Here is a 13839-nt window from a genome sequence, read left to right as displayed (position 1 = left end):
GATGCTGTGGTCCTACATCCTCAAGCTCGTCATCCTGCTGCCCCTGGTGTGCGGCCTGATGGTCGGCTGCCTGTATCTCTGGCGTCGGCTCGAATCGCGCATGCCGGGCAAGCCGGCGACGCGGACGATCGCGGTGCGCGAGACGATGATGATTTCGCCCGGCCTGCGCCTTGCGGTGATCGATTTCGAGGGCAAGCGCCTGCTCGTCTCGGTCGGTCGCGGCGGCGTCACCCTGGTCGACAAGGCGGAAGGACCGCTGGCGTGAGCGTCACCGTCACCCGCCGCGGCACCGGCCCCGCGCTATTCGCCGCCGCCGCACGCAAGCCGCGCACCGGCGGCGCCAAATGGCTGTGGATCGTGCTGGCACTGATCGTCGCGCTGCTGATCGCCGCCCCCGCCTTTGCGCAGGCCGCGCCCGCCGCCCCGGCACCGGGCGTGGGCGACGCCGTCGACCGCGCGCTTGGCCAGCTGAGCGGCGGCGCCGCCGGTGGTGGCAGCCAGTCCGCGCCGCTGTCGCTGTCGCTCCAGGTCCTGATCATCATGGGCCTGCTGACGATCCTGCCGGGCATCCTGCTGATGATGACCAGCTTCACCCGGATCGTCATCGTGCTCGCGGTGCTGCGCCAGGCGCTCGGCCTGCAGCAGACGCCCCCCAACCAGGTGCTGATCGGCCTGGCCCTTTTCCTGTCGCTGTTCGTGATGGCGCCGACGATCAGCCAGATGAACAGCCAGGCGATCCAGCCCTATGCCGCCGGCCAGCTCGCCGGCACGCAGATGATCGAGCGCGCCGGCGCGCCGCTGCATGATTTCATGGCCAAGCAGACGCGGATCAAGGACGTCACCCTCTTCGCCCAGATGGCAAAGAGCGGCCCTTATGCGTCGCCCAAGGACATCCCCTTTTCGGTCCTGCTACCCGCCTTCGTCACCAGCGAACTGAAGACCGCATTCCAGATCGGCTTCCTCGTCTTCCTGCCCTTCATCGTCATCGATCTGGTCGTCGCCACCGTGCTGATGGCGCTAGGCATGGCGATGCTGTCGCCGACGATCATCTCGCTGCCGTTCAAGCTGCTGCTGTTCGTCCTGGTCGACGGCTGGGCGCTGACGATGGGCAGCCTCGCCAATTCCTTCGCGAGCTGAGCCATGGACGCGGATTATTTCCTTACGCTCGCCAACCAGACGATGTGGGTGCTCGCCCTGGCGAGCGCACCGATCCTGATCCCGGCGCTGCTCGCCGGCCTGATCCTCGGCATGATCCAGGCGGCGACGTCGATCAACGAACAGACGCTGACCTTCGTCCCCAAGCTGCTCGTCGTCGCCCTGTCGATCGTGATCTTCGGCAGCCTAATCCTAGGGCTGCTCAGCGACTTCACCGTGGCGATGTTCGAACGCATCCCGGATCTGGTGAAGTGATGCGCAGCGCCAGCGCGGCCACGCCCGCGCGGCCGGCGCCAGCCGGGGCGCAAGCGCGGCCGTCCTCGGCATGGCCGAGGATCGACGACGCGGGCTTGCCTGCGTGGCGCGCAGCATGCGCGCTCTCGCAGGCTGCGCCATGCTAGGATTTGGTCTCGCCATCGAGCCCCAGCTATGGGCGCTGGTGTTCGTGATGATCCGCATCGGCGCCGCCTTCGTCGTCGCGCCGGTGTTCGGGGCGGTGTCGATTCCGCTGCCGGTGCGCGTGTCGCTGTCCGGCGCGATCGGCATCTTCGTACTCGCCGTCCATCCGGTCACCCCGCCGGCGCAGATCTTCGCGGTCGCCACCTTCCTGGCGGTCGCGGCGGAGGCACTGGTCGGCCTCGCCATCGGCTTCATCCTGCAGATCGCCTTTTCAGCGCCGATGGTCGCGTCCGAGCTGATCGGCGGGTCGATGGGCCTGGGCTTCGCCAACACGATCGACCCGCAGAACGGCCACAGCACGCCCGCCCTCGGCCAGTTCTTCTCGGTGATGCTGACGCTGCTGTTCCTGTCGGTGAACGGCCATCTCGTGCTCGTCGAGCTGCTCGTCAAAAGCTATGAAACGATGCCGCCCGGCACCTGGCTGGCACCCGACCAGCTGAAGCAGATCGCCCTGTTCGGCGGCTATGCCTTTCTCGCCGGGCTGCTGCTCGCGCTGCCGGTCGGTTTCCTGCTGCTCTGCCTCAATCTCGTCGTCGGCATGGTCAGCCGCGCCGCGCCCTCGCTCAACCTATTCTCCGTCGGCCTGCCCGCCAGCCTGGCGGTCGGGGTGATCGCGCTCGCCGTCGCCTTCCCGGCGATGGGCGATTACATGCTGGTCATCGTCCGCGAAGGCCTTGCCGCCACCCAGACTTTGGTGACCGGCTGATGGCGGAGGAATTCGGCGAGAAGACGGAGGCCCCAACCCAGAAACGCAAGCAACAGGCGGCCGACGACGGCCAGTTGCTGCGCTCCAAGGATTTCGCCACCGCGCTGGTCGTGCTCGCCGGGGTCGGCTGGCTCATCCTGTTCGGCCCGCAGCTGCTCGCCGCCTGCAAGGCGGTGATGGCGGCGAGCTTCCGGTTCGACCGCGGCGATGTCGAGGATTTCTCGCCCTGGCGGCCGCTGGCGGAGGCAGGGTGGAAGCTGCTGCCCTCGCTCGGCGCGCTCGGCGTGATCAGCGTCGTCGCCACGGTGATCAGTTCGGCCGGTCTCGGTTCGCTGCGCTTCAACGGCAAATTGCTCGCGCCCAAGGCGAGCCGCGTCAATCCCGCCTCCGGCCTAAAGCGCGTGTTCGGCAGCCAGGGCTGGATCGAGCTCGGCAAGTCGCTGCTCAAGGTGATCCTGCTCGGCAGCATCGGCGGCTACATGCTGTGGACATCGAGCCGCGCGACGCTCGGCCTGTCCTCGTCCGACCTCGGCGTCGCACTTGGCGAACTGGGCGGCACGTTCAAGGCGATCATGATCGCCATGGCGATGGGCCTGGTCGCGATCGCCCTGTTCGACGTCCCCGTCCAGATCATGCAGCTGCTTGGCAAGCTGCGCATGACGAAGCAGGAGATCAAGGACGAGCATAAGGAGAGCGAGGGCAATCCGGAGGCCAAGGGGCACATGCGCGCGATGCAGCGTCAGATGGCGACGCGCAATGTCCGCCAGGCGGTCAGCGAGGCGCATGTCGTGCTGACCAATCCGACGCATTTCTCGGTCGCGCTACGCTATGATCGCGGCCAGGATCAGGTGCCGGTCGTCGTCGCCCGGGGCCGCGGGATCACCGCGTTGGCGATTCGCGAGGTCGCCGCCGAGGCGCGCGTGCCGGTGCTCGAATATCCGATGCTTGCCCGCGCCGTCTATTACACCAGCAAGGAAGGACAGGAGGTGCGCGACGACCTGTATGTCGCGATCGCCACCGTGCTCGCCTTCGTCTTCAACCTCAATGCGCAGGCGGGCGCCATCCAGCCGCCGGTCGATGTGCCGGAAGCCGCGCGGTTCGACGAGAACGGCGTGAAAATCTCCTAAATGCCAGGCGCCGACGGTCGTTTAGCAGGACGAAGCGGAGTTCGACGATGACCACCACGACCAGCACGACGAGCTCCACGTCCACGACCTCGACGACCGCCTCCGCCAATGCCGCGAAGACCAGCACGGCGAGCATCATCGGCAGCGCGACCCAGTCGCTGCTGACCTCGCTCAACACCGGCTCGGGAATCGACACCTCCTCGCTCGTCACCAGCCTGGTGCAGGCGCAGTTTGCCGCGCAGAATGCCGCACTGACCGCCAAGAATGCCGCGCTGACCGCGCAGATCTCCGCGGTGTCGACGCTGAAGAGCACGATCACCAATTTCTCGACGGCCTTGTCCACGCTGACCACCGGCGGCTCGCTGCAGACCCAGCCGCTCAGCAGCAATGCCAATGCGCTGACGGCCACCGCCATCGCCGGGCAGCAGGTCGGGACGATGCCGTCGAGCATCACGGTCAATGCACTGGCGTCGGCGCAGGGCGCCCGCACCACCACCGCGATCGCCGACCGGAGCGCAACGATCGGGTCGGGTACGCTGACCTTGACGCTGGGCACGGCGACCTATGGCAGTGACGGCACGACGATGACCGGCTTTACCGCCGGCAGTGCCACTCCGACGCAGATCACGATCACCAACGGCAGCCTTGACGGCATCGCCAGCGCGATCAACGGCGCGAATGCCGGCGTCACCGCCAGCGTCGTGACCGATGTCGACGGCAAGGCCTATCTGTCGCTGAAGGGGGCGACCGGAGCAGCCCAGGCATTCACGTTGAACGCCGACAGCAGCAGCAGTCCGCTCGCCCAATTCAACGTCGGCATCGGCGCACCGACCGCGCTGACCGGCACCGCTGCCAATGCATCGCTGACGATCGACGGCGTGACCGTGCAGCGCGCCACCAATACCGTCACCGACCTCGTCTCCGGCGTGAAGCTGCAGCTGACCGGCACCGGCACCAGCGCGATGAGCACGACGCGGCCGACCAGCGCGATCAGCCAGGCGGTGTCGGACTTCGTCGATACCTACAACCAGGTCTACGGCACGCTGAAGGACGATCTCGACGCGGCCAACGGGCCGTTGAAGACCGACTCCGCCGCCAAGTCGTTGCTGCGGTCGCTGCAGTCACTGACCACCAGGACGCTGGTCTCGACCGCCGATGCCAATGCGCCCAAGACGCTGGCGCAAATCGGTATCGGCACCAATCGCGACGGCACGCTCAGCGTCGACAGCGCGACACTCAACCGGGCGCTCGCCAATTACCCCGACGCGGTGGAGGCGATGTTCGCGCCGACCACGGTCAACGGTATCGGCCTGCAATCCACCTTCTCGTCGATCAGCTTGGCGGCCGCGAGCAGCACCACCGGGCTCGGCGCGTCATCCGCCGCCTATACCAAGGCGCAAAGCGACCTGAGCGCCCAGCAGGACAAACTGTCGCAGCAGTCCGACGCGATGACGACCCGCATGACGCAGCAGTTCGCCAGCATGAACGCCAAGGTGTCGGCCTACAAGTCGACGCAGACCTTTCTCGAGAACCAGATCAAGGCCTGGAACGGCAGCTCCAACTGATGGCTTACGCGACCGCCCTCGCCGGCAATCCTTATGCGACCTATCGCCAGATCGACGTCGTCGGCCGCGCCGCGGAGGCGCAGGGTCCGGGGCTCGTGCAATTGCTGTACGAGGAACTGATCGCCGCGCTGCGCGCCGCCGCCTGGGCGCTGGAGAACAACCGGCTGACGGTGAAGAGCGAGCGGGTGACGCGCGCCACCGCGATCCTGTTCGCGCTGGAAGCCGGCCTCGATTATGAGAAAGGCGGCGATGTGTCGGTGACGCTGTCCCGCTTCTACGGCGGCATCCGCAAGACCGTGGTCGACGCGTCGATCGGCAGCGACCCTTCGCCGTTTCGCGCCGCAGCCGCCAGCCTGGGCGAGATTGCCGATGCCTGGCGTCAGGCGCGCGCCGTCTGACGGATCGCCTGCCGTGGCCGCCCGGCGGCCCTAGCGCTGGAACCAGTGACGCTGGACGAAGTAGATCGTCACGCCGGCCGCGATCAGCGCGCAGACGCCGGTGATGGCATCGAACGCCCAGGGTTCGTGCTGATACGGCAGATTGTCGACGTTCATCCCGTACAGGCCGGTGATGAAGGTCAGCGGCAGGAACACCATCGCGACGATCGAGATGATCAGCGAGCGCTGGTCGAGCTGTTCGGCGCGCAGGTCGGTTAGCGCCTCATGGGTCAGTGCGGCGCGTTCGCGGATCGCCTCCAGCTCTTCCGCCATGCGCGCGGCGCGATCGGCTGCGGACGACAAATGCCGCCGGTCGTCCTCGTGCAGCCATTCGCCGGGCAGATTGGCCAGCGTCTCCAAAGCGGTCCGCTGCGGCGCCAGGAAGCGGCGGTAGCCGATCGCGGCGACGCGCACCTGCGTGACGGTCCGGCGCAACTCGAAAATCCTGGCTGCGTCGAGATCCGCCTCGCAGGAATCGAGCCGGTCGCCGAGATCGGCGACGTCGGGATCGAGATCGGCGGTGATCGCCGTGGCGAAGGCGGCGATGAGATCGCCGGGATCGACGATCCGCCCCCCCTCGACCTCCTTGCGCACCGCGGCGACCGCGACCAGCGGCTTGCGCGTCACCGAGAAGACGCGGCCCTTGACCGCCCAGATGCGCACCGATGCGAGCAGGTCCGATGTGTCGAGCTCTTCGCTCGACCGGCCGCGCAGGTTGAGGAAGGCGCCATGGTCGAACGCTTCGCAACGCGGCCGCGTCTCCTGCGCGGTCAGGGCGTCGACGACATATTCGGGCAGTTCCGCCCGCTCGCGCAACCACAGTTGCGCATGTTCCGCGGTGGTCGACAGATGCACCCAGACCAAGTCGGCACCCGGCGCCAGCGCCTCCTTGACCGGGACTTCCTGCGCCGTGCCGCCGATAATGCGATAGCCGAAGCCGCTCATTGTCTCTCCACGATCACGGTCAGTCCCGCACCTGTATCGACAGGCGACGCGACCTGTCCCCCTGCAACGGCGGGCGCGGCGATCCGCTCCGCGTCGGCACGCGCCCGGTCGAGGATCGCCGCCGGCACGTCCACGCCGTGGACCACCCGGTCCGCCGAGGCGAGCGCCCGCGCCTCGCGCAGCGTCAGGTCGTCGGGATCGTCGGAGCGTAGGCGGATGATTACGACGCGTGATCCGGCGGGGCCACCGGCAGCGGCGATGTAACGGCCGACCGCGCCGTCGCGCGCTTCGCCGAGCGGATCGAGCGGTGCGCCGGCCACCATGCCGGCGGCAAGCATCCGCCGGCGCTCCCCGCCGTCCGGCCAGCGCTGGCGCAGATCGCCGCGCGAGGCGAACAACTCCTCCGCCAGCCGGCCGAGCCGGGCGGGGAGCAACGCCTCCAACCGCTGGCGCAGCGCCGCGGCCAGCCCTGCCGACACGCCGCCGGTGCCGACCGCGACGATCACCGGATCGCGGTCGACGATCGCCGGCAGCGTGAAGTCGCACAGATCGGGTCGGTCGACCGCATTGACCAACAGCCCCCTCGCCTTGAGCCGCGCCACCGTTTCTTCCGGGGCATCGAGCGCGACGATCGCCAGCACGGCGGACGCGTCCTCGCCGACGATCACCGCGCCCGCGCGTTCGAGCAGGCGACGCTTGGCGTCCGCCGCCTCGCCCGAACCGATCAGCATCACCGGGCGGCCCGCCAGCCGGACGAACAGCGGCAGGCTGTGCAGGCTCATCCCGCCGCCTGCGGGCGCAGCCAGTCCGGCACCCGCTCCGCCGCCAGGATCGTCTCCGCCGCGATGCGGTCCGCGACGACGGCATAGCGATCGCCGTCGACCAGCACCTCCGGCACCAAGGCACGGCTGTTGTAGGTCGACGCCATCGTCGCGCCATAGGCGCCGGCGGTGCGAAACACCGCGAGATCGCCGCTCTTCACCGCGTCGATGTCACGCGCGAGGGCGAAGGTGTCGCCCGTCTCGCAGACCGGCCCGGCGATGTTGGCGGTCATCCGCTCCCCCGACGGCTGCACCGCGGCGAAATCGTGCCAGGCGTCGTAGAGCGCCGGCCGCGCCAGATCGTTCATCGCCGCATCGACGATGACATAGGGATTCTCCACCCCCGGCTTGACCCAGATCACCTCGGTCAGCAGCACCCCGGCATTGCCGGCGATGACACGGCCCGGCTCGAACATCAGTTCGACGTTCCAGCCCGCGGTCGCGCGCGCGACCATCGCGCCATAATCGGCCGGGCTCGGCAGTATGTCGCCTTCCTTGTAGGGCACGCCCAGGCCGCCGCCGAGATCGACGCGGCTGATCACATGGCCCGCCGCCCGCAACTCGGCGACCAGCGCGCCGATCCGCGCATAGGCTTCCTCCAGCCGCGACAGATCGGACAGCTGGCTGCCGATGTGGCAGGCGACGCCGCGTAGATCGAGGCCGTCGAGCGCCGCCAGCCGCGCGAACATCGCGGGCGCTTGGTCGATCGGCACGCCGAACTTGTTCTCGCGCCGTCCGGTCGAGATCTTGGCGTGGGTGCCGGCATCGACGTCCGGATTGACGCGCAACGTCGCCGGTGCCCGCACACCGCGCGCCGCCGCCAGTTGCGCGAGGACGACGCCCTCCTCCTCCAATTCCAGATTGAACTGGCCGATGCCCTCGTCCAACCCCTTGCTCAGCTCGACGCGCGTCTTGCCGACGCCGGAGAAGACGATGTCGCGGGCCGGGATGCCCGCCGCCAGGGCACGCGCCATCTCGCCGCCCGAGACGACGTCGGCGCCATAGCCCTCGTCGGCGAGCACGCGCAGCACCGCGACATTGGGATTGGCCTTGATCGCATAGGCGAGGTGGATCGGGCCGACGTGCTTCAATCCGTCGCGGAACACTTGCGCGTGGCGGCGGAAGGTCGCGGTCGAATAGACGTAGACAGGCGTTCCCACCTCGTCGGCGATGCGGGTCAGCGGCACGTCCTCGCAGTGAAGAATGCCGTCACGATAGGCGAAATGGTCCATGGAACAGCCGATTGGATCAGTTGGGGGGCAGGTCGAATTCGTCGGAACGGCGCTCGTCCGACTGGCGCAGCAATTCATCGCTGCGCTCCGGACGCTGCTGCGTCGTCGGGGTAAGCAACTGTTTGGGCGTCGGCGTCGCTTCCGCCCCGCGCGGCGCGACGGGCAGCGGCCGGCCCTTCGGCGGCTCGAGATCGGAGACGGTGCCGCAGCCGGCGAGCGCGACACAGGCGGCCAGGACGAGGCGAAGGCGGCGGATCATGCCAGAGTCTCCCGCGCGGCGGCGATCGCGGCGCGCACATTGGCGGGCGAGGTGCCGCCGAAGCTGGTGCGGCTGGCGACCGAGGCGTCGACCGACAGCACGTCGTACAATCCCTCGTTGACGCGCGGATCGATCGCCTGGAACTCGGCGAACGGCAATTGGTCGAGCCGCACGCCCAGTTCCTCGGCGCGCTTCACGGCGCGGCCGGTGACGTGGTGCGCCTCGCGGAACGGCAGGCCCGCTTCGCGCACCAGCCAGTCGGCAAAGTCGGTGGCGGTGGCGAAGCCGCTCTCCGCCAGCGCACGCATCCGATCGGTGCGGAAGGTCGCACTCTCGACCATCCCCGTCATCGCAGCGAGCGACAGGCCGAGCAGGTCGTGACATTCGAAGACCGGTGGCTTGTCGTCCTGCATATCCTTGGAATAGGCGAGCGGCAGGCCCTTCATCGTCACCATCAGGCTGGTCATGCAGCCCATGATGCGCCCGGCATGGCCGCGTACCAGCTCGGCGGCGTCGGGGTTGCGCTTCTGCGGCATGATCGAGCTGCCGGTCGACCATTGGTCGGACAGCGCGACGAAGCCGAACGGCTGCGACGCCCACAGCACGAATTCCTCGGCCAGGCGCGACAGGTGCAGCGAGCATTGAACGGCGGCGGTCAGATAATCGAGCGCGAAGTCGCGGTCGCTGACCGCGTCCAGGCTGTTGCGCGTCGGCGCGTCGAAGCCGAGCGCGGCGGCGGTGGCGTGGCGGTCGACGGGAAAGCCGGTGCCGGCGAGCGCGGCGCTGCCCAGCGGGCATTGGTTCATCCGCCCGCGCGCATCGCGGAAGCGCGACACGTCGCGGGTCGCCATCTCGACATAGGCCATTAAATGGTGGCCGAGCGTCACCGGCTGGGCCGATTGCAGGTGGGTGAAACCGGGCATGACATCGCCGGCATGCTGTTCGGCGCGCGCCAGCAGCGCGCGCTGGAAGGCGGCAAGCGCGGTCAGCGTCTGGTCGATCGCATCGCGCACCCACAAGCGGAAGTCGGTCGCGACCTGGTCATTGCGGCTGCGCGCGGTGTGCAGCCGGCCGGCGACCGGGCCGATCGCCTCGGCCAACCGCGCCTCGGTCTGCATGTGGATGTCTTCGAGGGCGAGATCCTCGGCGACGCCCTGTTCGGCGTAGTGCGCCGCAACCCGGTCGAGCCCGGCGTCGATCGCCGCGGCATCGTCGGCGGCGACGATGCCCTGCTGCGCGAGCATCGCGACATGCGCCTTGGACCCGGCGATGTCCTGCCGCCACATCCGCTTGTCGAATGGAATCGAGGCGTTAATCTCGCGCATCACCGCGGCCGGGCCTTCGGCGAACCGCCCGCCCCACATGCTCGACGTAGGGGAATTGGAAGTGCTCATGTCACCGTCTTCGTCTGTACGGGTCGCGATGGCTGGCCTCCTCGCGCTCGCCGCTGCGGGCTGCGATAGGCAAAGCGCGGGAAACGCACAAGCGAACGCCGCAACTGCCGACAATGCCGCGGCGCCGTCGCCCGACGAGGCGGCGCCCGCCGCGACGACGGCGGTCGCGCGTACCGGCATCGATCGCAGCCATGCCGGCGCGCCGGCCCCCGCCGCGACCTTCGTCGGCCCCGACGGCAAATCGACCAGCCTCGCCGCCTTCCGAGGCAAGCCGGTTCTGGTCAATCTGTGGGCGACCTGGTGCGGGCCATGCGTCGCCGAACTGCCGACGCTCGGCAAGCTGGCGCAGGCCGGCACGGTGCGCGTCGTCGCGATCAGCCAGGACATGCAGGCGACCGACAAGGTGCCCGCCTTCCTGAAGGATCACGGTGCGGCGGCCCTCGCTCCCTATGTCGACGCGAAGATGGCGCTGTCGCTGGCCTATGGCACCAATCTGCCGACGACGATCCTGTTCGATTCGGCGGGCAAGGAGGTGTGGCGTTGGAACGGTGGCAATGATTGGAGCAGCGCGGCCGCGGCCAAGCTGATCGCCGAGGCGCGCTGATCCGCTAGAGGGCGATCGCGTCGCTCTGCACCACCCGCGCGATCTGCGGCAGGATGTGGCGGACGGCGAAGTCGTGCAGCTCCGCCGAACGCGAGGTGCAGGCGTCTTCCGCGATGACGACGTCGTAGGACAATTCCCATGCCGATCGCGCGGTCGATTCTACGCCGAAATTGGTCGCGATTCCGGCGATCACCACCGTCTTGACGCCGCGCCGCCGCAGCTGCAGGTCGAGATCGGTGCCGGTGAAGGCGCCCCAATGATGCTTGAGCACGACGACATCGCCCAGCTCGCGGATGCCCGGCAGCAGGTCGGCGAAGCCGGCGGGCGTCCCCTCCCTGGGCAGGCGCGGCTGGTCGACGTTGAGGCTTGGTGCCTCGTCAGCCGTGAAGCCGACGTGGACGACGACGACCGGCGCACCGGCGGCGCGGAAGCGCTGGGCCAGATCCGTGGCGGTCTGGACCACCTCGTCGCCGGTGCGCGGCCCCTTGTCGCCGGGCACGATGCCGCGCTGCAGGTCGATGAGGATCAGGGCGGTGGTGCGGGGGTCGAGCTGGGTCATCGCGCCATAACCGGCCGCGCCGAACGACGTTCCGTACGACGAGATCGTATATTGTCTGCGGTGACGGGTGCGGTAGGGTGTCGTTCTGCCGGGAGGACCGAATGACGATCATCGTAGAACGCCGCACGTTGCTCGCCGGAGCCGGGGCCGCTGCCGCCGCGCTGCCCTTCGCTCGCGCCATCGCCGGCACCGTCCCGACGATGCCGTCGCCGCGCCGCATCACGCCCATCGACGACGGCTGGCGCTTCCATCTCGGCCATGCCGCCGACCCGGCCCAGGATTTCGGCTTCGGCGCGAGCCACGACACTTATGCCAAGTCGGGCGATGCCGGCACACCCGTCGCCACGCCGAAGTTCGACGACAGCGGCTGGGCGACGGTGCGCTTGCCGCACGATTGGGCCAATGCCCTGCCCTACGAACGCTTCGGCCCGCCAGGCAGCGAGGCGGACAAGACCGGCAGCTACCAGGGGTTCAAGCCGGTCGGCCGCCGCTTTCCGGCAAACAGCGTCGGCTGGTACCGCCGCCGGCTCGACATTCCGGCGACCGAGGCCGGCCGCCGCCTCCGGCTCGAGTTCGACGGCGCGACGCGCGACGTGATGGTGATCCTCAACGGCTTCTTCGTCGGCCGTAGCGAAAGCGGCTATGCGCCGTTCAGCGTCGACATCACCGACTTCGCCGTGCCGGGCGGCGACAATATCCTCGTCGTGCGCTGCGACGTCAGCTTGGGCGAGGCATGGTCGTACGAAGGCGCCGGCCTGTACCGCCACGTCCGGCTGGTTTCGAGCGCGCCGACGCACATCCGGCAATGGGGCGTCGCGGTGCGGTCGGAGGTCGGCGCGGGCCGTGCGACCATCCGCATCGCCACCGAGCTGGTCAACGACGGCCCCGCCGCCACGGTCACGCTGCGCTCCGCGGTGATCGGACCCGACGGACGGCGGCTCGCCGAGGTGGTCGAGCAACAGGTGGCATTGCCCGCCTGGGGCGGACGCACCGTCGACCAGGTCGCGACCGTCGCCGATCCGCAGCTCTGGTCGCCGGAGACGCCACATATCCACCGGCTCGAAAGTGCGGTGATCCGCGACGGCATGGCGGTCGACGCGGACACCACCCGCTTCGGCATCCGCACCTTCCGCTTCGACGCCAAGGCCGGCTTCTTCGTCAACGGCAAGCCGGTCAAGATCAAGGGCACCTGCAACCATCAGGACCATGCCGGCGTCGGTTTCGCCGTGCCCGATAGCCTGCACCGCTGGCGGATCGAGCAACTGAAAGCGATGGGCTCCAACGCCTATCGCTCGACGCACCACCCGGCCCCGCCCGCGGTGCTCGACGCCTGCGACGAACTCGGCATCCTCGTGCTCGACGAGACGCGGCAGATGTCGAGCAATCCGGAAGCCATGGGGCAGCTCGAACGGATGATCCGCCGCGACCGCAACCGCGCCTGCGTCTTCCTGTGGAGCATCGGCAACGAGGAGGTGCACCGCGCCACCGCGACCGGCGCGGCGATCGCGCGGACGATGAAGCGGCGCATCTACGAACTCGACGGCACCCGCCCGATCACCGAGGCGTTCAACGGCCATTTCGGCGAGGGCGCGAGCCCCGTGCTCGATGTGATGGGCTTCAACTATTATCTCGACGGCATCGACCCGTTCCACGCCGCGCATCCCGACGTGCCGACGATCGGCACCGAGACGGCGAGCACGGTGATGACCCGCGGCGTCTACGCCCGCGACGACAAGGCGCAGCTCGTCCCCGCCTATGACACCGACTTCCCGCGCTGGGCGAGCACCGCCGCGCGCTGGTGGACGCTGTACGACGCACGGCCGTGGCTGTCGGGCGGCTTCGTGTGGACGGGCTTCGACTATAAGGGCGAACCGACGCCCTATGAGAGCTGGCCGAGCAACGCGTCCAACTTCGGCCAGATGGACAGCTGCGGCTTCCCCAAGGACAATTACTATTATTACAAGGCCTGGTGGGGCGCGGAGCCGGTGCTGCACCTGTTCCCGCACTGGGACTGGGCGGGGCGCGAAGGCCAGCCGGTCGACGTCTGGGTGCACAGCAACGGCGAGGCGGTGGAGCTGTTCCTCAACGGCCGCAGCCTCGGCACGAAGACGGTCGAGCGCGGCCGCCACCTCGCCTGGTCGGTGCCCTATGCCCCCGGCCGGATCGAGGCGCGCAGCCGCCATGCGAACGGCAAACGGCTGGTCGCGGTGCGCGAGACGACCGGCGCCCCCGCCGCGATCCGGCTGTCGAGCGACCGCCGGCGGCTGCGGCCGGGCGAGGTGGCAGTGATCCGTGCCGCGATCGTCGACGGCAAGGGGCGCGAGGTGCCGACCGCGGCAAAGTTGATAAAGTTCGCGCTTACGGGGCCGGGTCGGATCCTGGGGGTCGGCAACGGCGACCCGCGCAGCCTGGAGGCCGACGAGGCGGAGCAGCGGTCGACCTTCAACGGCCTGGCGATGGCGCTGGTCGAAGCCGGGCCCGGCGGCGGCGCGCTGCGGCTGGAGGCGCAGGCCAGCGGATTAAGGTCAGCCATGCTACCCATTCTGACCGATTGAGCGGCCGGTGACATCCCGACC

At 68.9% G+C, this 13839-nt stretch carries 15 protein-coding genes; 9 read left to right on the top strand and 6 right to left on the bottom strand.

All coding sequences use genetic code 11. From position 1 onward, the window contains the following. Position 1: 1 nt before the first annotated feature. The 7 genes from D9601_RS11435 to fliS all read left to right on the top strand — a co-directional run bounded on the left by D9601_RS11435 (position 2) and on the right by fliS (position 5410). Entirely contained in the window at positions 2-265 is a 264-nt protein-coding gene (locus tag D9601_RS11435) for a flagellar biosynthetic protein FliO (RefSeq protein ID WP_198354126.1), read from the top strand. Continuing rightward, positions 262-1137: a flagellar type III secretion system pore protein FliP gene (gene fliP / locus D9601_RS11430; protein WP_198354125.1), complete on the top strand. Its 876-nt coding sequence runs from the start codon at positions 262-264 to the stop codon at positions 1135-1137. The genes D9601_RS11435 and fliP overlap by 4 nt, the downstream gene beginning before the upstream one ends. Positions 1138-1140: 3 nt before the next feature. Further along, a complete protein-coding gene (fliQ, locus tag D9601_RS11425; protein WP_198354124.1) occupies positions 1141-1410 on the top strand; it encodes a flagellar biosynthesis protein FliQ in 270 nt (89 codons plus the stop codon). 139 nt (positions 1411-1549) lie between these two features. Further along, a complete protein-coding gene (fliR, locus tag D9601_RS11420; RefSeq protein ID WP_198354474.1) occupies positions 1550-2320 on the top strand; it encodes a flagellar biosynthetic protein FliR in 771 nt (256 codons plus the stop codon). Then, the gene (gene flhB, locus D9601_RS11415; RefSeq protein WP_198354123.1) at positions 2320-3447 is read left to right on the top strand and encodes a flagellar type III secretion system protein FlhB; all 1128 of its coding nucleotides are present in this window, start codon (positions 2320-2322) and stop codon (positions 3445-3447) included. The genes fliR and flhB overlap by 1 nt, the downstream gene beginning before the upstream one ends. A 47-nt stretch (positions 3448-3494) precedes the next feature. Further along, on the top strand, positions 3495-5012 hold the full coding sequence (gene fliD, locus D9601_RS11410; RefSeq protein ID WP_198354122.1) for a flagellar filament capping protein FliD: 1518 nt from the start codon (positions 3495-3497) through the stop codon (positions 5010-5012). Beyond that, complete coding sequence (gene fliS, locus D9601_RS11405) at positions 5012-5410, top strand: flagellar export chaperone FliS (protein ID WP_198354121.1); 399 nt, start codon at positions 5012-5014, stop codon at positions 5408-5410. The genes fliD and fliS overlap by 1 nt, the downstream gene beginning before the upstream one ends. A 30-nt stretch (positions 5411-5440) precedes the next feature. On the opposite strand, the gene D9601_RS11400 is transcribed toward fliS, so the two are convergent. The 5 genes from D9601_RS11400 to argH are packed head-to-tail and all read right to left on the bottom strand — an operon-like array spanning position 5441 to position 10070. Continuing rightward, positions 5441-6394: a zinc transporter ZntB gene (locus D9601_RS11400; RefSeq protein WP_198354120.1), complete on the bottom strand. Its 954-nt coding sequence runs from the start codon at positions 6392-6394 to the stop codon at positions 5441-5443. Further along, entirely contained in the window at positions 6391-7176 is a 786-nt protein-coding gene (locus D9601_RS11395; protein WP_198354119.1) for a precorrin-2 dehydrogenase/sirohydrochlorin ferrochelatase family protein, read from the bottom strand. Before D9601_RS11395 ends, D9601_RS11400 begins: the two co-directional genes overlap by 4 nt. Then, positions 7173-8447: a diaminopimelate decarboxylase gene (gene lysA, locus D9601_RS11390; protein WP_198354118.1), complete on the bottom strand. Its 1275-nt coding sequence runs from the start codon at positions 8445-8447 to the stop codon at positions 7173-7175. Before lysA ends, D9601_RS11395 begins: the two co-directional genes overlap by 4 nt. A gap of 16 nt (positions 8448-8463) precedes the next feature. Continuing rightward, entirely contained in the window at positions 8464-8706 is a 243-nt protein-coding gene (locus tag D9601_RS11385; protein WP_198354117.1) for a hypothetical protein, read from the bottom strand. Then, a complete protein-coding gene (gene argH, locus D9601_RS11380) occupies positions 8703-10070 on the bottom strand; it encodes an argininosuccinate lyase (RefSeq protein WP_198354473.1) in 1368 nt (455 codons plus the stop codon). The genes D9601_RS11385 and argH overlap by 4 nt, the downstream gene beginning before the upstream one ends. Positions 10071-10128: 58 nt before the next feature. On the opposite strand from argH, the gene D9601_RS11375 reads away from it, so the two are divergent. Beyond that, a complete protein-coding gene (locus D9601_RS11375; RefSeq protein WP_232474056.1) occupies positions 10129-10704 on the top strand; it encodes a TlpA family protein disulfide reductase in 576 nt (191 codons plus the stop codon). Between the two features lie 4 nt (positions 10705-10708). Here D9601_RS11375 and D9601_RS11370 read toward each other — a convergent pair whose 3' ends face one another. Continuing rightward, on the bottom strand, positions 10709-11263 hold the full coding sequence (locus D9601_RS11370; RefSeq protein WP_198354115.1) for a hydrolase: 555 nt from the start codon (positions 11261-11263) through the stop codon (positions 10709-10711). A gap of 101 nt (positions 11264-11364) precedes the next feature. Here D9601_RS11370 and galA point away from each other — a divergent pair, with 101 nt between their 5' ends. Continuing rightward, positions 11365-13818 carry a beta-galactosidase GalA gene (gene galA / locus D9601_RS11365; protein WP_198354114.1) on the top strand — a complete coding sequence of 818 codons (2454 nt, stop codon included), beginning with the start codon at positions 11365-11367 and terminating at the stop codon, positions 13816-13818. Positions 13819-13839 lie beyond the last annotated feature (21 nt).

Source organism: Sphingomonas sp. MA1305, from assembly GCF_016107325.1.
Taxonomy (GTDB): Bacteria; Pseudomonadota; Alphaproteobacteria; order Sphingomonadales; family Sphingomonadaceae; genus Sphingomonas.
This window is presented reverse-complemented; position numbering and strand designations above follow the sequence as displayed.